The following is a 22264-nucleotide window of genomic DNA, read 5'->3' as shown; positions in this document are numbered from 1 at the left end:
GGACCGACGATGACATAAAGATGTCTAGATAGGTTGATGTAGATAACCTATCTACATCAACCTATCTAGACATCCGGACCGGCCGTCGCGACGAAGCAACACGCGGGACACACCCGCGCTCGCCGCTCACTCTCCGCCGATCAGCAACTCCACGCCGTCGCCCACGAAGCTCCCCACCGTGTATTGCAGCGGCGCGCCCTTCAGATCCGCATTCAGCGCCTCGACCTGCAGGATCGGCCTCAACCGGGACTGCTCCAGCAACCGCGCGACGTCCTGCTCGGGCAGATGCGCGGTGACCTTCGACCATTGCCGGACGTAGTCGTCTATTCCGTAGCGCGCGTACGCCGCCGAGATCGAATGCGTTTCGCGCAGGATGTCCGCGAAATCCGGGAAGCGCTTCTGCTCGAAGTAGTTGTCGGAGAGGCTGATCGTGGTCTTCTCGGCCTTGCCCAGCACACGGATGTGCACGAGCTTCGCGCTGCGGGGCAGCTTCAGGTGATGCGCGATGTCCGCGTTCTTGACCACGTCCGACTGGACAACCGTCACGTATCCCAGCACGCCCTGCCGGCGCAGCGTCTGCGTGAAGCGCGTGCGCTTGCCGATCGGATACTGGAGCATGCTCGATTCGACGAAGGTGCCGCGGCCGCGCTCCACACGCACCAGTCCGTGCTGCTGAAGTTCCGCGATCGCACGCATGATCGTGTGGCGATTCACGTCGTAACGTGCGGCCAGATCCGACACGGACGGCAGCAGCGTGCCCGGCATGTAGCGATTGGTCCGGATTTCCTCTGCCAGCGATTCACCTATCTGTCGCCATACTGCGATACCTGAACGGCGTTCCATGAGCACTCTTGAGTCGGAAGTTCTTCGGGACGATATCGGATCGGGCGATTCTACACAAATCCTCGCAAGCAGACCTTATCGTCGGAACGCGATGCGACATCCGGCCTCGCATCTTCAATCGTCACGAAAACTTCATCGCGCTTTGCTGCAATAGCAGTCAATCAACTTATCTACACCAGTTGGTATAGATATTTTGATGGACACCCGATACGGATCGCATGCCGGTCCGCTGCAGTCCGTCGGCGAGCGGCCGCAACGGCGGCCGTGCGCTGCCGGCAAGCCCAGGGATACCTCAACGCACCATGGGAAATCAGCGCTCAATGCGAACCGCTTCCGACGCTCGCACCGACCCGGAACACGACGACCGGCAACAGCGCGCCGACTGGCTGCGCGTGCTCGCGCTGGCCGAAACGGGCGAACTGGACCACGCGATGCGTGCGCTCGCGGACAGCACGGATCTGCCGGCCTATCGCTGGATCCGGTCGCCCGAGATCGGCATGACGATGGTTCAGGGGCGCACCGGCGGCACCGGCGCGCGCTTGAACCTCGGCGAAATGACGGTCACGCGATGCGCGCTGTCTCTTCCGGACGGCGTCGTGGGCGTCGCATACGTGCAAGGGCGCAGCGCGCGCCACGCCGAGCAGGCGGCGCTCGCCGATGCGCTGCTGCAATCGCCGACGTGGCATGCGCATGTCCGGGAACGCGTCATCGCGCCGCTCGCCGCATCGCGCGCCGCGCGGTGCGCCCGGCACGCCGACGACGTGAGTCGAACGCGCGTCGAATTCTTCACGCTGTCGCGCGGAGACGAATGACATGACGATCGACACCGGCATCGCTGCGGCCCCATCGCCGCGCCCTGCTTCGTCTGGCCTGCAACCCGCGTTCGCCGATCCGGTGCGCGGTGCGCAATCGACGTTCCGCGCCGCGCTCGCCGCGCTCGCGCATCCCGGACGTATCCGGACGCTTGGCACGGAGCAGGCGTGCGGCGTCCCCGACGGACTGTCGCCCGCGATGACCGCGCTCCTGCTTGCGCTCGCCGACGCGGACGCTCCGCTGTGGCTGCCCGCCGCGGCCGGCGACGGGATTCGCCGCTTCCTGCGCTTTCACAACGCATGCGCGTTCGCCGATGCGCCGGCGCACGCGACGTTCGCCGCGGTGCCGGCCGGACACGCGGCGCCGAGGCTCGCTGACTGCGCGCAGGGCGATCCCGCCTATCCGGACCGTTCGACCACGCTGTTGATCGAAGTGGATGCGCTCGGCGAAGGCGACGCGGTCACGCTGCGCGGGCCCGGCATCGAAAACGGGCAGGCGCTGACCGTCAAGGGGTTGCCCGACGGCTTCTGGACGCAATGGCGCGTCAATCACGAGCGGTTCCCGCTCGGCGTCGACGTGTTCCTCGTCTGCGGCAACGCGCTGTGCGGCCTGCCGCGCACCACCGTCGTGGAGAACTGACATGTACGTAGCAGTCAAAGGCGGCGAAAAGGCCATCCTGCAGTCGTATGAGATGCTCGACCGGTACCGGCGCGGCGATCCGGCGATTCCGGAACTCGCCATCGCGCAGATCGTCGCGCAGATGCCGCTCGCGGTGTCGCGTGTGATGGCCGAAGGGTCGCTCTACGATCGGCATCTTGCCGCGCTGGCGATCAAGCAGGCGGCGGGCGATCTCATCGAGGCGATCTTCCTGCTGCGCGCCTATCGGACCACCCTGCCGCGCTTCGCTTACGCGGAGCCGATCAACACGGCCCGGATGGCGGTCTCGCGCCGGATCTCGTCGACGTTCAAGGACGTGCCCGGCGGACAGTTGCTCGGGCCGACCTACGATTACACGCAGCGGCTATTGGACTTCTCGCTCGAAGCCGCGCGCGATCCGGCCGACGTGCGATCCGGCGGCGCGTCCGATTCGGATGCCGAAGCTTTCCCGAAACAGGCGGCGACGGCGACGGCGGCGACGCCGCCGCAGATGCCCGGCATCGCGGCGCTGCTCGAACGCGACGGCCTGATCGAACGAGACGCGCCCGCGCCGGGCGATCCCGCGCCCGCCGATCTGACCCGCGAGGCGATGCAGCTCCCGGCCGACCGCGCAACCCGCCTGCAGAATCTGGCGCGCGCCGACGAAGGCTTCCTGCTGTCGATGGGCTACTCGACCCAGCGCGGCTACGGCAACACGCATCCGTTCGTCGCGGAGCTCCGCTTCGGCAGCGTCGAAGTCGAGATGGACGTGCCGGAACTCGGATTCACGGTGACCGTCGGCGAGATCGACGTCACCGAATGCCAGATGGTGAACGGCTTCGGCGGCGACGCCGAGCGTGCGCCGTGCTTCACGCGCGGATACGGCCTCGCGTTCGGCTACAGCGAGCGCAAGGCGATGGCGATGGCGCTCGTCGATCGCGCGATGCGCGCCGCCGAGCTCGGCGAAAGCGCCGAGTCGCCCGCCAACGACGAGGAATTCGTCCTGTACCACAGCGACAACGTCGAAGCGTCAGGCTTCGTGCAGCATCTGAAACTGCCGCATCACGTCGATTTCCAGGCGCAGCTCGAATTGCTTCGGCAGTTGCACGCGGAACGCGCGCAGGCGCGCGCCGCAGCCGCGCCCTCGGATGCGCCGGCCGAATCCGAACCACCCGGCGCGTCGACGCGCCACGCGAACGCGAACGCGAACGCGGATGCGAACGCGAACGCGAACGCGAACGCGGATGCGGATGCGGATGCGGATGCGGATGCGGATGCGGATGCGGATGCGGATGCGGATGCGGATGCGGATGCGGATGCGATCGTAACCAACGGAGTATCGGCATGACGACCGGCACGAACGTCGAACGCGATCCGCACTACAACTACGGCTACCTGGACGAATCGACCAAGCGCATGCTGCGCCGCGCGCTGCTCAAGGCGGTCGCGATCCCCGGCTATCAGGTGCCGTTCGGCAGCCGCGAGATGCCGCTGCCCTACGGCTGGGGCACCGGCGGAATCCAGGTCACCGCATCGATCATCGGCGGCAACGACGTGCTCAAGGTGATCGATCAGGGATCGGACGACACGACCAACGCCGTCAACATCCGCCGCTTCTTCGGCCGCGTCGCGGGCGTCGCGACCACCGACCGCACGCCCGACGCCACCATCGTCCAGACGCGCCACCGCGTGCCGGAAACGCCGCTCGCCGAAGGCCAGATCCTGGTGTTCCAGGTGCCGATTCCGGAGCCGCTGCGCTGGCTCGAATCGAGCGAGAAGGAGACGCGCACGATGCACGCGCTCGCCGAATACGGCGCGATGCACGTCCAGCTCTACGAGGACATCTCGCGATACGGCCACATCGCGACGACCTACGACTATCCGGTCGTCGTCAACGGCCGCTACATGATGCGCCCGTCGCCGATCCCGAAGTTCGACAACCCGAAGCTCGACCGCAATCCCGCGCTGATGCTGTTCGGCGCGGGACGCGAAAAGCGCGTGTATGCGGTGCCGCCGTACACGTCGGTCAAGAGCCTCGACTTCGACGACCATCCGTTCACGGTCGAAAAATGGGAGCAGTGCTGCGCGATCTGCGGCTCCGGCAGCAGCTATCTCGACGAGATCATCGTCGACGATCAGGGCACGCGTCAGTTCGTTTGTTCGGATAGCGAATATTGTGCGGAGCGAACCGCGTCGCAGCAGGCAAAGGAGCACGCCGCATGAATACGCGCCCGTTGTTGTCCGTTCGCCGCCTGACCAAGACGTGGGACGGCGTCCATGGCTTTCGCGACGTGAGCTTCGATCTCCATCCGGGCGAAGTGCTCTGCATCGTCGGCGAATCCGGCTCCGGCAAGACCACGCTGCTCGGCGCGCTGTCCGCGCAAATCGCATCGCAGTCCGGCGCCGTTCACTATGATCTGCCGGGTCAGGGGCTCGTCGATCTCGCGACGCTGTCCGGCGCGCGCATGCGTCTGCTCGCGCGCACCGACTGGGGGTTCGTCCGGCAGCATGCGCGAGACGGTCTGCGCATGCAGGTCAGCGCCGGCGGCAACATCGCCGAACGCCTGATGTCGATCGGTCAGCGTCATTACGGCGAGCTGCGCGCGACGGCGGCGCAATGGCTCGACAAGATGGAAATCGACATCGGCCGCCTCGACGACGCACCGACCACTTTCTCGGGCGGCATGCAGCAGCGGCTGCAGATCGCGCGCAATCTGGTCACGCGTCCGCGCCTCGTTTTCATGGACGAGCCCACGGCGTCGCTCGACGTCTCCGTGCAGGCCCGCCTGCTCGACCTGCTGCGCCAGCTCGTCAACGAAATGGGGCTCGCCGCGATCGTCGTCACGCACGATCTGGCGGTCGCGCGGCTGCTCGCGCATCGCACGCTCGTGATGCAGGGCGGCGAGGTGGTCGAGAGCGGACTCACCGATCAGGTGCTCGACGATCCGCAACATCCGTACACGCAGTTGCTCGTCTCCTCGATGCTGCAGAACTGACCATGACAGACACTTCCACGATGATCAGCGTGCGCGGGCTCGGCAAGACGTTCACGCTGCACAACCAGGGCGGCGTGCGCCTGCCGGTGCTCGATGCCGTCGATTTCGACGCGGCCGCCGGTGATTGCCTGATCTTGTCCGGACCGTCGGGCGCCGGCAAGAGCACGCTGCTGCGCTGCCTGTACGGCAACTATCTGCCGACGGAAGGCAGCATCCGCGTGCGCATGCCTGCGGGCAAAACGAACGCGGCGGACGAGCCGTGGCTCGAACTCGTCGGCGCGTCGGAACAGGCGGTGCTGCACGCGCGGCAAGTCGCGATCGGCTACGTCAGCCAGTTCCTGCGCGCGATTCCGCGAATCGGCGCGCTGCACGTCGTCGCCGAGCCGCTGCTTCAGCGCGGCGTAAGCCGCCCGGAGGCCGAGGCGCGCGCCGCCGCGCTGCTCGAGCGGCTGCGCCTGCCCGCTCGACTCTGGCATCTGCCGCCCGCGACGTTCTCCGGGGGCGAGCAGCAACGCGTGAACATCGCGCGCGGCTTCATCGGCGCGCAGCCGATCCTGCTGCTCGACGAGCCGACCGCCTCGCTCGACGCCGAGAACGCCGCGGTCGTGATCGATCTGATCCGCGATGCGTGCGCGGCCGGCCGATGCCTGATCGGCATCTTTCACGATCGTGCGGTGCGCGAAGCGGTCGGCACGCGGGCGCTCGTCATGAACGCGCCGGAGGCCGCGACGCAACCGCATCCGCCCGGCGCGCGAACTTCGTCGCAATCGTCGCAATCGTCGCAACGCATCGCGGCCGACGCCGCACAAGCTGGTTGACCGGAGCCGACCATGACGAACAGGACTTATCTGACAGGCGCGCGCGTGGTGCTACCCGACACCGTGCTCGACGACAGCGCGGTGCTCGTCGAGCACGGCCGCATTGCCGCGATCGAGCCTGACGGCGCAAGCGCGGCCGCGCACGTGGACCTGACGGGGCAGACGCTGATTCCCGGGCTCGTCGACCTGCATTGCGACGCGATCGAAAAGGAAGTCGAGCCGCGGGCGCGCGTCCTGTTTCCGCTGGACTTCGCCGCTTCGCAGATCGATCGTCGCAACGCGGCCGCCGGCATCACGACGCCGTTTCATGCGATCTCGTTTGCAAGCGCGGATGCGGGCGTGCGGGACAACGACACCGCACAGGCGCTCGTGCGCGCGGTCGCCGCGTTCAGGCGAAGCGGGCTCGTCGACAACCGCATCCACTGCCGCTACGAAGTGACGGACGCGGCCGCCGCGCCGCGCCTGCATCAACTGCTCGACGACGGCATCGTGGACCTGCTGTCGGTGATGGATCATTCTCCCGGCCAGGGCCAGTTCCGCACGCTCGACGCGTATGTCGACTACCTGACCGGCAATCATCGGATCGGGCGCGACGCCGCGCACGAAATCGCCGCCGGGAAGCTCGCGTCGCGGGCCGGCGCGAACGAACGCATGTCAGCGCTGCTCGCGCACGCGCAGCGAACCGGCGTGCCGACGGCGAGCCACGACGACGACTCGGCCGAGCGCGTCGCCGCGATGAAGCGATTAGGCATCCGGATGACCGAGTTCCCGACCAACGATGCGACCGCGCGCGCGGCGACCGGGCTCGGACTGCCGACGCTCTTCGGCGCGCCGAACGTGCTGCGCGGGAAGAGCCAAAGCGGCTCGATGCGTGCGATCGACGCGATCCGCGCGTGCAAGTCCGTCTGTCTGTGTTCGGACTACCAGCCGTCGACGCTCGTCGTCGCCGCGTTCATCGCCGCCGACCAGGCGCGGCTCGATCTGCCGTCGGCGATCGCGCTCGTCACGCGCAATTCCGCCGACGCGTGCGGCCTCGCCGATCGCGGCCGCATCGCGGTCGGCGCGCGGGCGGATCTCGTATCGGTGTCGTTTGAAGGTCGATGGCCGATGGTGACGAACACCTGGAGCGCGGGCCGTCACGTGTTCTCCGCGCGTTATCCGCAACGTGCCGCCGCAGGCGGACTGCCGGACGTGCTGCGGGCCGGCGAAGCGGCGGCCGCGCAATAGCGCCGCCGTCATCGGGCCGGCCTGCTCGTCCGGACGACGAAGTGCTTTCGATAGATCGCCATCCTGACTTTTACCGATTGTTCCAACCTGATCCCAGCATCTTCTGGAGCGTAAATTGAAACTCTCGACAATCCTGGCGGCGGTCGCTGCTTCGCTCTCCGTCATGGCCGGCGCCGCGCACGCCGAATCCGTCTGCCCGAGCGGCGGCACGATCCGCTTCGGCGTCGTCCCCTACGAGGCCACTGCGTTGCTGCAACCCGCGTACAAGGAGATCGCGGACCTGATCAGCAAGAAGACGGGCTGCCCGGTGCAGCTTTCGATCGCGACCAACTACAACGCCGAGATCGAAGCGATGCGCGCCGGCAAGCTCGACATCGCCGAATTCGGCCCGCTCGGCTACGTGCTCGCGAACAAGCTGGCGCGCGCCGAAGCGGTCGCCACGTTCGCGGACAAGAACGGCAAGGCCGCCACGTATACCGCGTCGATCGTCACGTGGCCGGGTTCCGGCATCAAGACGCTGACGGACGTCAAGGGCCAGTCGTTCGCGTACTCGGATCCCGCGTCCACGTCCGGGCATCTGTTTCCGGCAATCGGCCTGAAGAAGGCCGGCATCGATCCGAACACCGACGTGCGCGCGCTCTACGCGGGAAGCCATACCGCGTCGTTCGAGGCCCTGCGCAATCACAAGGTGAAAGCGGGCGAGCTGAACAGCTCGCAGATCGCGAGCGCGAAACTCGGCAACCAGTACGACCCGGCGGCATTCGTCACATTGTGGCAGTCCGAACCGATTCCGATCGATCCGATCGCGATTCGCGGCGATCTGCCGGCGAACGTCAAGGCGCGGCTGACCGAGGTGCTGTGCAATCTGGATTTCCACGAGCTGTCGCCGGGCACGCAGAAGTTCATCGCGACAGCGTTGGGCCCGGCGCTGCGTACCGCGCCGCAGACGGACGCCGCCTACGACGTGATTCGCAGCCTCGTCTCGATGCTGAACATCGATCTGAACAAACTATGAACATGCCCATCGGAACGCCTCACGTCGGTGCGATCGGACGCGCGCCGATATCGTTCGCGCCCGTTTCCGCGATGCCGCCGCGCGTCGTGGCCGGCGGCGAGACGAAACTCGCGGTGCGCGGCTTGTCGATGCGCTATCCGAACGGACACGTCGCGCTGCGCGGGCTGGATCTGTCGGTTCGCGCGGGCGAATTCGTCGTGATGCTCGGCAGCAATGGCTGCGGCAAGTCGACGTTCCTGAAGTGCGTGGTCGGCCTCAACCGGCCGACCAGCGGCACGATCGAGGTCGCCGGTCGCAACCTCGCCGGCCTCTCCGGCGAGTTGCTGCGTGTGGCGAGACTGCCGATCGCGCTGATCTCACAGCACGCGAACCTCGTGAAGCGCCGCAGCGTGCTCGCCAACGTGTGCACCGGCGCACTCGGCCGCTACCGCACGTGGGAAACCGCGTTCGGCCGCGTACCGCGCGCCGAAATGCAGCCATCGCTGGGCTTGCTCGACGAAGTCGGCCTGCTGCACCTCGCCCGGCAGCGCGCGGGCACGCTGTCGGGCGGCCAGGCGCAGCGGGTCGCGGTGGCTCGCGCGCTCGCGCAGCGGCCGCAAGTGCTGCTTGCCGACGAGCCGCTCGCGAGCCTCGACCCCGAGGCGGCCGAGGAAGTCATGCGGCTGCTGCGCCGGCTGGCGACCGAGGACGGTATCGCAGTCGTCTGCGTGCTGCATCAGCCGGGGCTCGCGCAACGCTATGCGGATCGGCTGATCGGCCTGCGCCAGGGCGCGGTCGTATTCGACGAAGCGGCCGCGGCCGTGAATCCGGCGACGGTGACCCATCTTTACGCATCGGAGCCGCGATGAACCACACGATGAATCACAGCGTGCACGGCGCACCGCAACCGGGCTCGCGCGAAGCGCGGCCCGCCGGCCTGTTCGTCGCCGCGCTGCTCGGCCTCGCGCTGTTCGCCCAGGCCTGCTATGTCGTCGAGGCGCGCCCTCAGGATCTCGTCACCGGCGTGCACGGAATGCTCGACATCCTGTCACGGTCGATGCCGCCCGATTTCGGCAAGCTGAGGTCGAGCCTGTGGGCGGTGGTGGAAACGATCGACGTCGCCGTGTTCGGCACGGTCTGCGGCGTCGTCTTCGCGTTTCCGCTCGCGATCCTCGCCGCCGCCAACGTCACGCCGGCCCGGCCGCTGTATCTTGCGGCGCGCTCGTTGATCGGCATCACGCGGGTCGTGCCGGATCTCGTGTGGGCGCTGCTGTTCGTGACGGCCGTCGGCCTCGGTCCGTTCCCGGGCGCGCTCGCGCTGGCCGTGCATTCGGTCGGCATGCTCGGGCGGCTCTTCTCGGAAGTCATCGAGGACATGGACATGGGTCCCGTCGAAGCATTGACGCTCACGGGCGCGAGCCGCCTGCAAGTCTTCACGCACGCGGTCGTGCCGGGCGTGCTGCCGTCGCTGCTCGGCATCGCGCTGTACCGCTTCGACGAGAACCTGCGCTCCTCGCTCGTGCTCGGTTTCGTCGGCGCGGGCGGCATCGGCTTTCATCTGCTGACCGCGATGAATCTGTTCCAGTATCGGACCGTCTCGCTGCTGCTGATCATCACGTTCTTTCTCGTCACCGGGGCCGAGCACCTGTCGGCTTATTTGCGCGGCAAGGTGACGTAGCGAGTCTCGCGGGGCGACGCAAACGACTTCGGTGCGCCGTGCGGCGCGTGCTCGCCGTTCGCTATCGATCGTGCGCGCGGCATCGACCCGATCGGATCGAGCCGCGCGCCCGTTACACGTGCACGAGCGTACCGCCGTCCGTTGGGCACGGGCCGAGCCGGCAAACCGAACCGAACGGCCGCGGACCGCGTCGATCCGCGCGGTCCGCGGCATGCGTCACGCCTTGACGCCTTCGATGACGCTGTGCATGCCTTCTGCCGGATGAACCGCCGTCATCGATAGCCCGGCTGCCTCGTAGAGCCGCCGATACCCGTCGGCCGTGCGCGCATGTCCGCCGGAACTCATGATGAGCATTTCCAGATCGTGCAGCTTCGCGAAATGCGGCTCGCCGGGCGGCGTGAGCACGGCCTCCACCAGCAGGAGCTTTCCACCCGACGGCATGGCCTCCGCGCAGTTCGTCATGATCCGAATGGCCTGCGCATCGTCCCAGTCGCAGATGACGTGCTTCATCACGTAGACGTCGCCGCGCGCGTCGATCGACCGGCTCGCGTCGCCCGGCACCACGTCCACGCGTTCGGTCAGCCCGTGCTTCGCGAAAAGCCGCCGCGCGCCATCGCAAGCGTGCGGCAGTTCGAAGAGCACGCCTTTCGCGTTCGGGTTCGCGAGAAGGAGCGTCGCCAGCAGAAAGCCGTGTCCGCCGCCGACGTCGACGATCGTTCGGGCTCCGGAGAAATCGTACGCGCGGGCCACCGTCGGCGACTCCAGTTCGCTGATGCTCGTCATCGCATCATTGACGAGCTGCGCGACCTGCGGATGCGCGCCGATGTACTCGAAGCCCGGCCCGCCCACGACGTGCTCGAACGCGCTCCGGCCGGTCTTGACGCTGTAGAGCAGTTGCCCCCACGCCTGCCAGCCCACGTCCATGCCCGCCATGCGCGCCATCCCGCGCATCGAACCCGGCACGTCGTGCCGCAGCGTGTCGCCGAGCGGGCTGTTGCGAAACCGCCGCCCGTCTCCTTCGATGAAGACGCCCAGATTGCCGAGCGCGCGCAGCACCCGGTAAAGCGCTTCCGGGTGGGTGTCCGTCGCGGCGGCCAGCTCGTCCGCCGTCCGTTCCTTCTCCGCCAGCAGATCGGCAATGCCCAGCTCGGCGGCGACATACAGCGCCTGCGCATTCCACTTGCCGGTGATCATCTGCAGTATCGCGATATGCGGTGCCGGGTTCGCTTCCACTTCCGCCATGAAGTTGCTCCTTTGCATGAGATATGGGTTCGGCCTGTCGTCGGGCGCTCGCGCGGCGACGCGAAGAAACGCGGCGGGCCGGACAGCGCCCGAAGCGTCGTCGTCGCTGCGCGAGCCCCAACCGTCAGGCCGCGATCAGATTGATCATTTCGGCCGTATCGAAATAGTCTTCGAACGTGACCGCCTTGCCGTTCGCGAACATCCATACGTGCACGAACTTCAACGTGCCGCTGCGCCCGTTGACGGCGGTGACGCGGCGCGCGCCGAGCACGACGATGCGATCGCCGGACTCGATGAACGCCTCCGGCGCGAGCCGCATCTCGGCGATGTGCGTCGGCACGTGCTTGATGAAGGCGATCACTTCGTCGTGACCTTTCTTCGTTCCGCCGAGCCCGTACGGGCTCATGCCGTCCGGGTGGGTCCAGAGCACGTCCGGCGCGAGGGCGGCCAGCACGCCGGGCAGGTCGCGGTTGTGGAAGGCCTCGTACGAAGCCCGTACGGTCTGCATGTTGGTGGACATCGCAAAACTCTCCTGTCTCGCGCGTTACGATTGCACGGCCGAGCGCGGCTTGACCGCCCCGGGGAAGTGGGTTTCGATGGTCCGACGCACGCCCTCTTTCCAGTGCACGGTGCAATTGCCGATGAGCGCGCGCCGCTTCGTGTTGTCGAACGCGTACGTTTCCCGCGTCACGTCGCTGCGCTCGAAACGCGCATCGACACCCGTGATGTCCGCGATGTATTGGAGGCAGTCCTGAATGCCGACGGCTTCGTCACCGCCCCAGTTCAGCACGAGCGCGGGCGACGCCGCGGCGTCCCATAGCAGCGGCACTTGCCGGACGAGATCGTCGGTGTGGATCAGCGACGCCCAGTTCTGGCCTTCCTGCGGGATCGCAACCGGCTTGCCGGCGAGCAGTTGCCGGTACAGCAGCACCGGCACGCCGCCGTGACCGTACGGGCCGTACGCGACGTTCAGACGCGCGATGACCGTCGGCAAGCCGAGCGCGGCCGAGAACGCGCGCACGACGCCTTCGCATGAAATCTTGACGATCGGATAAGCGGGCAGCCAGTGCGCGACGCCGTTGAGCGGATCGGTCTCCGCATACGGATGGTCGAGCGCCTGACGCGCGTACAGGCTGCCGCTCGACACGTAGACGAACGCGTCGGCGGTACGGCAGTGCGTCATCAGGCGGCCGGTGGCGACCGTGTTGACCTCGATCGCCTTGTCGAAATCGCCGTCCTCGCCGCGCCGGACTGCCGCGTGCAGCACGTGCGTGAAGTCGTCGGGCAGGCCGTCGAGCGTGTCGCGCTCCATGTCCCACCGCCACGTGTTGACGCCCTTCGCGCGCAACGCGTCCTCGACGCTCGCATCGCTGAAGCGGCCGATCGCCCAGACTTCGTGCTCCGCCGCCAGCGCCTCGGCGACGGGCCGCGCCACCTGGCCGGTCGCGCCCGTGATCAAGATTTTCTTCTTCGCGCTCTGCGCGTTCTTCCGCTTCGCGTCAACGCGCGTATCGATGCCTGACACAGTCATGAGAATCCTCTTTTCGGTCATCCGTGACATGAAACGCGAGGTTATTTGCCGCCGAGCGCGCGGTCGAGTTCCGAGCGCAGCACCGCCTGGAACGTCCCGACGTGCGCCGGTCCCATCAGCGTGTAGTGCTCGCCCGCCACGTCGATGTAGCGATTCGGCGCGCGCGTGAACTCGTCCCAGCGGCGCAGTTCCTTGTTCAGCCAGTCGTCCTTGGTGCCGCGCAGCGGAATCGCATAGAAGATCGACATCGACTGCACGTTGCCGGATGGCGCGTACGAACGCCCGAGCGTCAGCAGCGACTGTGCGAGCCCGGCCCATGCGCGGAACTTCGGCAGATCCAGATCGAGCTCGGCGAGCCGCCCGGGCGGTGCATTGTCGATCAGATACGCGAGCGGGTCTTGCTCCGGCATCGCGGCGCGCAGTTGCGGGGGCAGCGTCAGGGACTGCTGCTTGTCGATCAGCGACAGGAAGAACGCCAGGTTGACGGCCCCTTCCACCTCGTCGAGCTCGTCCATCCGATACTTGATGTGCGGCGGCAGATTGAAGCTGCCGACAAAGTCCACGCGCTCGCCTTGCGATTCGAGCACCTTCGCGATTTCGAACGCGACGGCGCCGCCGTACGAATAGCCAGCGACCGCGTAGGGTCCGTGCGGCTGCCGCTTGCGGATCGCTTCGACATACGTGTTCACCATCTCGTCGAAGCTGGAGAAGTACGTCTCGCCTTCATTGAATCCTCGGGCGCGCAACGCATAGAACGGGCGTTCGTTGACGAAGTACTTCGCGAGATTGACGAACACGAGCACCTCGCCCACGCCGGGATGCACGCAGAAGAGCGGCGTCTTGGCGCCCGTGAGCTGAAGCGGCACGACCGGATCGTATTCGCCCGCCGTGACGCGCTCGCCCGACGTGAGACGTGCGGCCAGCGCGCGCGCCGTCGGGTTCTGGAGGATCGTCACGATCGGCAGATCGACGACGTGCAGCCGCTGCTCGACGTGCCGCTTGAGCTTGAGGATGTCGAGCGAGGTGCCGCCGAGATCGAAGAAGCTGGCGGTCGCGCTGATGGCGTCGGGCGCGACCTGGAACATCTCCGCGAAGATCGCGGCGACCGCGGTCTCCGTCTCGCCGGCGGGCGCCACGTAGCCGCCGATCTGACGATTCGTCATGTCGGCGACGGACGCCTTGTAGCCGTCATATCCGCCCGCCTCCAGGCGCTTGCGCATGATGGCGCGCTGGGTCTTGCCGAGGCTCGTTTTCGGGAACTCGTCTTCCGGCAGCGGCAAAATCAGTGCGGGCCGGAAGCCCCACAGCAGGATCGTGCCGTTGCGGATCGCGATGATCAGCCGGTGCAACTGGTCCTCGTCTTCCAGCGGGAACGACGGCGTGAACGTCACGACGAGCTGCTCCGATTCGTCGCCGCTGTCGCGCGTCGGAAATGCCGCGACGAAAGAGCGCTTGATGCCGTCCAGCGCCTCGAGCGTCGTTTCGAGTTCGTGGCTGAAGTAATTGACGCCGTTGACGATGACGCTGTCCTTGCTGCGGCCGACGAGCCAGAGCCTGCCGTTCTCGATGCGCCCGAGATCGCCGGTGCGGAACCAGCCGTCATCGGTGAAGGCCGCGCGCGTGGCTTCGTCGTTGTTGTGATAGCGATGGAAGATCATCGGGCCGCGCAACTGGAACTCGCCGGGCTCGCCGTCCGGCAGCAGATTGTTGCGGTCATCCGCGATGCGCATCTGCAGTCCGAGTACCGGCAGGCCGAGCGACGCGAACTCGCGATCGGCGTCGCCTTCCGGGAATTCGCGCGAATACACGGAGCCGGCGCACGTCTCGGTCATGCCGAAAGCCGGCCACATCGCGTTGCGAGCGAGTCCGCAAGGCGCGAGGAGATCGAGGAAGCGCTGCCCGGTCGCGACGACGATGGCTTCGCCGCCCGAAACGATGTGCCGCAACGGCGACAGATCGAGCGTGCGGCGCAAGGCCCCGAGCGCTTCGTCGCCCATCGACTCGAGCGCGGCATTCAGTTGCCCGAACAGAAAGTTCGGCGAGAACGTCATCGTGACGCGATAGCGGCTGATGAGGCGCAGGAACAGCAGCGTGTCGGTCAGGATCGCCGCGGATTCGACATGAAGCTGCACGGCGCCGACATAGAGCGGCAGCAAGTGCGCTTCCAGAAGCGCGGCGACGTGATCGAACGAGATCCAGTTGAGCGTGACGTCCGTGGCGGTGAGCTGCTGACGATCGTTCTTGCCCGCCATCGACGCCAGCAGGTTGCCGTGCGTGAGCACGACCGCCTTCGAATTGCCGGTGGAGCCGGACGTGAGCACGAAGACCGCGGGGTCCGACGGCTGCGCGGCGTGAACCGACTCGTCGGGCACCCCCGCGCGCAGCGCATTCAGGTTGACGGCGAGCATGCCGCCCGGCAGATCGCTCTTCAGCGCCTCGGTCGTGACGAGAAGCGGGTGATCGAGCAGCATGTCGACATGCGCGAGATGCTTCGCCCAGCGTTCCGGGTCGTTGCGAATCGGCACGAGCGGACACGGGACGAATCCGCCGAGCGCGCAAGCCCAGAATGCCGGAATGAAATCGTTCGCGTGCTCGAGCAGCAACGCGACCTTCATGCCGGACCGATAGCCGCGCGCCCGAAGGCCGCCCAATATGCGGCGCGCCTGGTCGAGCAGTTCGGGATACGTCAGGAATACGCCCTTTTCCGCGGACTCCGCCGAAACGAAACGGACGCCCGTGTGCGGATGCAGTCGCGCCGCCCGCAACAGCAGATCGGCAACGTGCCGCGGTGACGGGGGATGCGCCTCGTGTTCGGAAAGGCGCGGCGAATCGAGGGTTGATGTCGTCATGGTGCAGGTACTCCATGCTTATGGTGCAAGTTATGAGCAAGCGTCCGTGCGCGTTCGCGCGGACGCCTCGATAAACGATTTCGGGGTGAATCCCTACCTGACTGGCCGCCGATACGCCCGAAGACGAATCGGCAGCCGATTGACACTCGACTGCGTGAGACGATTCAGCTCATCATCCCGCAAGGGCTCGATTGTTCGCATGAAACCGAACACTGCTCGCCGCCACGACCTGAAATGCACGAATTCATCTCAAATCAAGCGCACCATCGGTTTGGATTGGTTAAATAATCCGTCGATTACCTTGATGGAAGATGCTGAACGATTCGTTTTTCCGCACGGCAATGATCGATGCCTGGATTGCGCAACGCCATTCATCGACCGCGAGCGGACGATTACAGCCAACGACCGGCGAGACTTGGTGGGACAAACGGATGATGCTCCGGCGCCGTTGACGCGCTGGCGCCGGTTCAAGCAAGAGGCATTGAAACGAAACCGGAAACGTCCGGCGCCGTCATCAAGCGCCGCTAGCTGCGGATGATGACATCCCTGCATTAATCGGGATAATTGAACCGAAGCGAAGTCTACGACAAAAAGAATAAATTTGAAACTTGATTAGTGTGAGTATGTTTATATAAGAGTAAGCGTTTTGTTACAAAACAAACTCATCCACACATCAATTCATCGAGTCGTTTATTTCCATGAAATCATTCAATCCAACCCGAAATAATTCGCCACCCTAAAACGGCATCCCAACGAAATTTATTAAATGGATAGTTTCACAAAAATATCCGTATTTTTTACGGATATTCGGAAAAATGAGCAATCGCCGAATCGGAACATTTGTATCGGCTAGGGATGCGAACGGATCAGACGCGGCAGGGAATAACCCGACAAGTGCAATTCCATGAAGTGCGCCGAACAAGCCGAACGGCCGCGTGTGGAGGCGCAATTGCGCGCGGACCGGGCGCCCTGCAACGATGCTGACGCTCGCGATCGAACCATGGCGGCACCGCGACACATTCGATTTCGCGTAGCCATCGAGCAGAACGACACGCGCCGTTCATTCCGGGCGGGTATCGCGTACGCGCGGTTCCGTTCGACGCGCCGCCGCGCTCTTTGCCGAACGGCTCGCCCGCCCTCTCATGGCCCGGACCGATCCGCGCCGCTCAAGTCGACGAACGCTTGCCGTCGGAGTCGTCCTCGCAACCGTCAGGGCTGCTCACCACCGTCTGCAGCGCGATATACAGCCAGAGCCGATCGTCCATCGCCCCGAGATCGAGACCCGTCGCATCGCGAATCTGCTGCAGCCGGTAATCGAGCGTGTTGCGATGGATGCCGAGCGCGTCCGCCGTCGCGCTCGGGTGGCCATCGTTCGCGTACCACGCCTTCAGCGTTTCGAGCAGCGCGCCGGAACGCCGTTCGCGCGCGAGCAGGCGCGTGAGCGGCAAGCGGAGCTGCCGGGCCTGCCAGCCCTGCGACAGCGCCGACAGCAACACGGGCAGCACGAATTCGTAGTACGAATACGCGGCCCTCTGCGATGTCCGCGCCACGCCGACGCGAAGCGTCGCGAGCGCGCACTGATACGAGCGTTCGAAACCGTCGATGCCTTCGAGCGCGATGCCGAGCGCAAGCGAGAACGGCTGCGTCGCGACCTTGCGCAGCGTGCCTTCCAGCGCGGCGAGCCGCTTGCCGGCATGCGTCGCCAGCGCGCTGTCGTGCACGGCGCGCGTATCGATCGTGTCGAACATCACGAGCTCCCGATACGACGTCTTCGCGGTCAGCAACTGCGGCCACTCGTGCGCCAGTTGCGATTGCATTGCCTCGATCTGGCTGATCCCGGCCTCCGGGTTCGCGTCGATGTCGATCAGGCGGCACACGATCGCCGTATGCGCGAGCCGCACGTCGATGCCCAGCCGGTCGGCCCATGCCTCGAGCTCGGCGAACGTGGCGGTGCGTCTCAGAAGCTGGAGGACGAACTCCTCCCGATGGCGTGCGTTGCGGCGCAATTCGAGCGTCAGCTGCTCGCGTTCGAGGATCAATTCCGCCGTAACGCGCAGCAGCTCGCCGAACCGGCGGACCTTGTCCGGCTCGCCGGTGACGCCGATCACGCCGCAAACCCTGCCGCGCACGCTCAGCGGCAAATTGATGCCGGGCCGCACGCCGCTCAAATTCGCGGCCATGGCGTCGTCGATCTCGACCGCGCGCTCGCGGGCGAGCGCGAGCTGCGCGCCCGCGTGGATCTCGCCCACGCGGCCGGCGTCGCTGCTCGCCAGGATCAGGCCGTGCGCGTCCATCACGTTCACATCGAACGGCATCACTTCGACGGTGCGTGCGACGATTTCAGTCGCGAGCCGGGCATCGATCATCATGGCGGTCAGGTCGAATAGCAGGAGCGGCGTCGAAGCGGGCCTGGGACCGGCGCTGGCCCCGAAGCCTATCGTCGCGCCATTTCGGTCGGCCAGACGATGCGCATCAGGTTCGTCGAGCCGGGATGTCCGAAGGGTACGCCTGCGGCCACGACGATCGGACATTCGTCCGTCGGGAACCCGTCCGCGCGCGCGGCTTCGATCGCGATCTCGACGATGTTCTCGATGCCGGTCGCCTCCCCCGCCACGCGCGAGTGGACGCCCCATGCGAGCGTCAGCCGGCGCGCGATGTCGGCGCGCGGCGTGAGGCTCAGGATCGCCGTGCTCGGCCGCAAGCGCGACAGGCGTATCGCCGTGGCGCCCGAGGCCGTGTACGTGACGGCGACGCCGAGCCGAAGTGTATCCGAAACCACTTCGATCGCCGCGCCGATCGCATCGGTCGCGTTCGGCGCGTGCGCGGCGCCGATCGCCTTCATCAACTGCGGTTGGATCGGGTCCGCCTCGGTCGTCGCGACGATCTTGCGCATGAAGTCGACCGCTTCGACGGGATACTGGCCCGACGCCGATTCCGCGGACAGCATCACCGCGTCGGCGCCGTCGTAGACGGCCGCGGCGACGTCGGACGCCTCCGCGCGCGTCGGGCTCGGCGCGCCCGTCATCGATTCGAGCATCTGCGTCGCGACGATCACCGGCTTGCCCGCCGCGCGCGCGAGCCGGATGATCCGCTTCTGTACGCTCGGCACGTCTTCGAGCGACATCTCGACGCCAAGATCGCCGCGCGCGACCATCACCGCGTCGGCGGCGTCGACGATGTCGGCGATGTTCTCGACCGCCTGCGGCTTTTCGATCTTCGCGACGATCGCGGCGCGCGAGCCGATCAGCGCGCGCGCGTCGTGCACGTCTTGCGCGGTCTGCACGAACGACAGCGCGACCCAATCCACGCCGAGCGACAGCCCGAACGCGAGATCGTCGCGATCCTTCGCCGACAGCGCCGGAATCGCGAGCGTGGCGTCGGGCACGCTGACGCCCTTGCGGTCGGACACGACGCCATCGAGCAGCGCGATCGCCTCGATGCGTCCCGTCGACACGGCCTGCACCCGGAACCGCAGCTTGCCGTCGTCGACGAGGAGCAGATGGCCCGGCCGGACGGCGTCGAAAATCTCCGGATGAGGCAGCGCCACGCGATGCGCGCCGCCGGGCGCCGGGTCCATGTCGAACACGAACGGCTGGCCCTTGACGATCGACGCGCGCCCGCCCGCGAACTGCCCGACGCGCAGCTTCGGGCCCTGCAGGTCGAGCAGGACGCCGATCGGATGCCCGAGGCGCGCCTCGATCGCGCGGACGGCCGCATGACGCGACGCGTGGTCGGCGTGCGTGCCGTGGCTGAAATTCAGGCGGAAGACGTCGGCGCCCGCGCGCGCGAGGGCCTCGATGCCGGTCTCCGTCGAGCTCGACGGGCCGAGCGTGGCGACGATCTTCGTCGAACGGCGGCGCGCGCGGTCGGTGTGGTTTTCGTTTCGCATATCCGTGTGCAGAGCAGAGAAGTGAATCGGGTGAATTCGGCCGGCCGGCGATCGGGCGGCCGATGCGTGTGCGCTATGCGGCGTGCCGCGACGACGCATGCCGGCCGAGATGCCAGCCGACGCGAATCGCCGCCGCGACGTTGCGGGCGGCGAAGCGAACGTTGATCGCCGCGTCGCGGAGGGCTTCGTCGATCGTACACGCGCGCCTGACGGACGCGAAGATCGCGTCGATGCCGTGCCGATACAGCGCGTCGGCCTGGCCCGTCACCGCGCCGCCGATCGCGACGACGGGCACCCCGCATTCCGCCGCGATGCGCGCGACGCCGATGGGCGCCTTGCCCCGCAGCGTCTGGCCGTCGATGCAGCCCTCGCCCGTCACGACGAGGCTCGCGCCGCGAATCGCGTCGCGCAGCCGCAGCGCGTCGGTCACGATCTCGACGCCCGGCCGCAGCGCCGCGTTCAGGAACGCGGACATCGCCGCGCCGAGACCGCCCGCCGCGCCGCCACCCGGTAGCCGCGCGACGGCCCGGCCGATGTCGCGCTCGATGATCGCCGCGAAATGCGCGAGGTTGCGATCGAGATGCGCGATCATCTCGGGCGTCGCGCCCTTTTGCGGCCCGAACACCGCCGACGCGCCGTTCGGCCCGACGAGCGGATTGTCGACATCGCACGCGACTTCGAACGCGCAATCCGCGAGCCGGCCGTCGAGACCGGCGACGTCGATGCGCGCGAGCCGCTCGAGCTGCGCGCCGCCCGCGCCGATCGGCCTGCCGTCGGCGTCGGCGAGATGCGCGCCGAGCGCTTGCAGCATGCCTGCGCCGCCGTCGTTCGTCGCGCTGCCGCCGAGACCGACGATGAAACGCCGCGCGCCGGCGTCGAGCGCCGCGCGGATCAGCTCGCCCGTGCCCCGGCTCGACGTTGCGCACGGATCGCGCAGGTCGGGTGACACGAGATGCAGGCCGCTCGCTTCGGCCATCTCGATGACCGCCGTGCCGTCGGACAGGATGCCGAACGCGGCGCGCGTCGCGCGGCCGAGCGGATCGCCGACGTTCGCGATGCGGCGCTCGCCGCCCGCCGCCGAAACGAGCGCGTCGACCGTGCCTTCGCCGCCGTCGGCGATCGGCAGGCACCGGTAATCGGCGTCGGCGAACACTTCACGGAACCCGGCCTCGATCTGCCGCGCCGTTTCGACCGCGGTCAGGCTTTCCTTGAACGAGTCGGGAGCTATCACGATCTTCATGAGCGAACCTCTTCGATGACGCGCGCTGTCGCGCGCGAATGCCGTGGTGAAAGGCGCGGCCTTCCGCCCGTCAGCGGCCGGCGCGACGCGCGTGCGTGCGCATCACGAGGACGATGCCCACCACCATCGTGCTCGACAGGATGTAGAGCGCGAGATCGGTGCGCTGCGTCGCGTCCTTGATCCAGCCGACGATGTAGGGACTCACGAAGCCCGCGACCTGCCCCAGCGAATTGATGAGCGCGACGCCGCCCGCCGCCGCCGTGCCCGTCAGCACCAGGGTCGGCAGCGGCCAGAACATCGCGAGCGCGGTGAGCGCGCCCGCCGTCGCGAGCACCAGGCCGATCATCGCGGGCACGATCGCATTGCCGGACTGCGCGGCCATCAGCAGACCCGCGACGCCCACCGCCATCGGAACACTCAAATGCCAGCGGCGCTCCTGGCGCGCATCGGCGGATTTGCCGACCGCGATCATCGCGATGCTCGCGAACAGATACGGGATGGCGCTCAGCCAGCCGATGGCGCCGCTGCCGCTCACGCCGAGCGAACGGATGATCGACGGCAGCCAGAAGTTGATCGCGTACACGCCCATCTGGATGCTGAAATAGACGATGCCGAATTTCCAGACGGCGGCGTTGCACAGGATGTCGCGCATCCGCTGTGGCTGTCCGGACGACGACCGCGCGGCATCGGTCGCGGTGGTCGCGAGCGCGCGGCTGAGCGCCGCCTTCTCGTCGTCCGACAGCCAGCGCGCGTCGTCGATCCGGTCCTGCAGAAACGCGAACACCGCGACGCCGAGCAGGATCGTCGGCGCGCCCTGCAAGAGGAACAGCCACTGCCAGCCCGCGAGTCCGCCTTGCCCAACCGAGAAGTGATCGAGCATCCAGCCCGACAGCGGGCCGCCGATCACGCCGGAGATCGGAATCGCCGACATGAAGAGCGCGATCGCCCGACCGCGATGCTCGGCGCCGAACCATTGCGTCAGATAGAGCACCATGCCCGGAAAGAAGCCGGCTTCCGCGATGCCGGTGAAGAAGCGCAGCGTATAGAACGATGCCGGCGTCTTCACGAACAGCAGCGACGAGGACAGCGCGCCCCACGCGATCATGATGATCGCGATCCACGCGCGCGCGCCGACGCGCCGCAAAATCAGATTGCTCGGCACGCCCGCGAGCACATAGCCGACGAAGAAGATGCCCGCGCCGAGACCGTAGACGGTTTCGCTCATCTGCAGGTCGCCCAGCATCTGCAGCTTCGCGAAGCCGACGTTGACGCGGTCGAGGTAGTTGAACAGGTAGCAGACGAAGATCAGCGGGATCAGCCGGAACGTGACCTTGCGATAGCCGTCGTTCAGCGAATCCGACGCGGATCGTGCCGCAACGGAAGAGGGGTGGTCCATACGCGTCTCCGGATCATTCATATTGTGTGAGTCGTATGGTATGGACGTCGCGCCGGGGATTCATCGGGCGGATGCACGAGCCCGATGCGCGTTGCATGCGATATATCGTGCA

20 protein-coding genes are annotated in these 22264 nt (G+C 66.9%); 11 read left to right on the top strand and 9 right to left on the bottom strand.

The features are described from left to right. Positions 1-126: 126 nt before the first annotated feature. The gene (gene phnF / locus WS62_RS06805) at positions 127-843 is read right to left on the bottom strand and encodes a phosphonate metabolism transcriptional regulator PhnF (protein ID WP_066569323.1); all 717 of its coding nucleotides are present in this window, start codon (positions 841-843) and stop codon (positions 127-129) included. 320 nt (positions 844-1163) lie between these two features. Here phnF and phnG point away from each other — a divergent pair, with 320 nt between their 5' ends. The 10 genes from phnG (at position 1164) to phnE (ending at position 10005) form a co-directional block, all read left to right on the top strand. After that, positions 1164-1655 (top strand): phosphonate C-P lyase system protein PhnG, encoded by a 492-nt coding sequence (phnG, locus tag WS62_RS06800; RefSeq protein WP_066569320.1) that lies wholly within the window; start codon positions 1164-1166, stop codon positions 1653-1655. 1 nt (position 1656) lies between these two features. Next, positions 1657-2295, top strand: coding sequence for a phosphonate C-P lyase system protein PhnH (gene phnH / locus WS62_RS06795; protein ID WP_066569318.1), 639 nt, complete (start codon positions 1657-1659; stop codon positions 2293-2295). A 1-nt stretch (position 2296) separates the two neighbouring features. After that, a complete protein-coding gene (locus WS62_RS06790) occupies positions 2297-3640 on the top strand; it encodes a carbon-phosphorus lyase complex subunit PhnI (protein WP_082720758.1) in 1344 nt (447 codons plus the stop codon). Further along, on the top strand, positions 3637-4515 hold the full coding sequence (locus WS62_RS06785; protein ID WP_066569316.1) for an alpha-D-ribose 1-methylphosphonate 5-phosphate C-P-lyase PhnJ: 879 nt from the start codon (positions 3637-3639) through the stop codon (positions 4513-4515). The genes WS62_RS06790 and WS62_RS06785 overlap by 4 nt, the downstream gene beginning before the upstream one ends. Beyond that, the gene (phnK, locus tag WS62_RS06780; protein ID WP_066569307.1) at positions 4512-5288 is read left to right on the top strand and encodes a phosphonate C-P lyase system protein PhnK; all 777 of its coding nucleotides are present in this window, start codon (positions 4512-4514) and stop codon (positions 5286-5288) included. The genes WS62_RS06785 and phnK overlap by 4 nt, the downstream gene beginning before the upstream one ends. A 2-nt stretch (positions 5289-5290) precedes the next feature. After that, positions 5291-6106, top strand: a complete 816-nt coding sequence (gene phnL, locus WS62_RS06775; protein ID WP_231748220.1) for a phosphonate C-P lyase system protein PhnL — start codon at positions 5291-5293, stop codon at positions 6104-6106. A 12-nt stretch (positions 6107-6118) separates the two neighbouring features. Further along, positions 6119-7333, top strand: coding sequence for an alpha-D-ribose 1-methylphosphonate 5-triphosphate diphosphatase (locus WS62_RS06770; protein ID WP_066569297.1), 1215 nt, complete (start codon positions 6119-6121; stop codon positions 7331-7333). 115 nt (positions 7334-7448) lie between these two features. Further along, the gene (locus tag WS62_RS06765; RefSeq protein ID WP_066569295.1) at positions 7449-8348 is read left to right on the top strand and encodes a phosphate/phosphite/phosphonate ABC transporter substrate-binding protein; all 900 of its coding nucleotides are present in this window, start codon (positions 7449-7451) and stop codon (positions 8346-8348) included. Then, positions 8345-9196, top strand: a complete 852-nt coding sequence (gene phnC, locus WS62_RS06760; protein ID WP_066569294.1) for a phosphonate ABC transporter ATP-binding protein — start codon at positions 8345-8347, stop codon at positions 9194-9196. The genes WS62_RS06765 and phnC overlap by 4 nt, the downstream gene beginning before the upstream one ends. Then, the gene (gene phnE / locus WS62_RS06755; protein WP_066569292.1) at positions 9193-10005 is read left to right on the top strand and encodes a phosphonate ABC transporter, permease protein PhnE; all 813 of its coding nucleotides are present in this window, start codon (positions 9193-9195) and stop codon (positions 10003-10005) included. The genes phnC and phnE overlap by 4 nt, the downstream gene beginning before the upstream one ends. A 216-nt stretch (positions 10006-10221) precedes the next feature. Here phnE and WS62_RS06750 read toward each other — a convergent pair whose 3' ends face one another. From WS62_RS06750 to WS62_RS06735, 4 genes are all read right to left on the bottom strand, one after another. Then, positions 10222-11247, bottom strand: a complete 1026-nt coding sequence (locus tag WS62_RS06750) for a methyltransferase (RefSeq protein WP_066569285.1) — start codon at positions 11245-11247, stop codon at positions 10222-10224. A 124-nt stretch (positions 11248-11371) separates the two neighbouring features. Beyond that, positions 11372-11767, bottom strand: coding sequence for a nuclear transport factor 2 family protein (locus WS62_RS06745; RefSeq protein ID WP_066569282.1), 396 nt, complete (start codon positions 11765-11767; stop codon positions 11372-11374). A 24-nt stretch (positions 11768-11791) separates the two neighbouring features. Beyond that, the gene (locus tag WS62_RS06740) at positions 11792-12778 is read right to left on the bottom strand and encodes an NAD-dependent epimerase/dehydratase family protein (protein ID WP_066569369.1); all 987 of its coding nucleotides are present in this window, start codon (positions 12776-12778) and stop codon (positions 11792-11794) included. Between the two features lie 41 nt (positions 12779-12819). Continuing rightward, positions 12820-15627, bottom strand: a complete 2808-nt coding sequence (locus tag WS62_RS06735) for a non-ribosomal peptide synthetase (protein ID WP_066569280.1) — start codon at positions 15625-15627, stop codon at positions 12820-12822. A gap of 199 nt (positions 15628-15826) precedes the next feature. On the opposite strand from WS62_RS06735, the gene WS62_RS36065 reads away from it, so the two are divergent. Beyond that, positions 15827-16165 carry a hypothetical protein gene (locus WS62_RS36065; RefSeq protein ID WP_156440893.1) on the top strand — a complete coding sequence of 113 codons (339 nt, stop codon included), beginning with the start codon at positions 15827-15829 and terminating at the stop codon, positions 16163-16165. A gap of 628 nt (positions 16166-16793) precedes the next feature. Here the strand turns inward: WS62_RS36065 and WS62_RS06730 are convergent. From WS62_RS06730 to WS62_RS06715, 4 genes are all read right to left on the bottom strand, one after another. After that, the gene (locus WS62_RS06730) at positions 16794-17996 is read right to left on the bottom strand and encodes a sugar diacid recognition domain-containing protein (RefSeq protein WP_066569277.1); all 1203 of its coding nucleotides are present in this window, start codon (positions 17994-17996) and stop codon (positions 16794-16796) included. A gap of 65 nt (positions 17997-18061) precedes the next feature. Then, positions 18062-19516, bottom strand: a complete 1455-nt coding sequence (gene pyk / locus WS62_RS06725) for a pyruvate kinase (protein WP_066569274.1) — start codon at positions 19514-19516, stop codon at positions 18062-18064. A 73-nt stretch (positions 19517-19589) separates the two neighbouring features. Next, positions 19590-20756 (bottom strand): glycerate kinase, encoded by a 1167-nt coding sequence (locus WS62_RS06720; RefSeq protein ID WP_066569272.1) that lies wholly within the window; start codon positions 20754-20756, stop codon positions 19590-19592. Between the two features lie 70 nt (positions 20757-20826). After that, positions 20827-22152, bottom strand: coding sequence for an MFS transporter (locus tag WS62_RS06715; protein WP_066569270.1), 1326 nt, complete (start codon positions 22150-22152; stop codon positions 20827-20829). Between the last annotated feature and the right edge of the window lie 112 nt (positions 22153-22264).

This window comes from Burkholderia sp. ABCPW 14, from assembly GCF_001523835.1.
Classification (GTDB): domain Bacteria; phylum Pseudomonadota; class Gammaproteobacteria; order Burkholderiales; family Burkholderiaceae; genus Burkholderia; species Burkholderia mayonis.
This window is presented reverse-complemented; position numbering and strand designations above follow the sequence as displayed.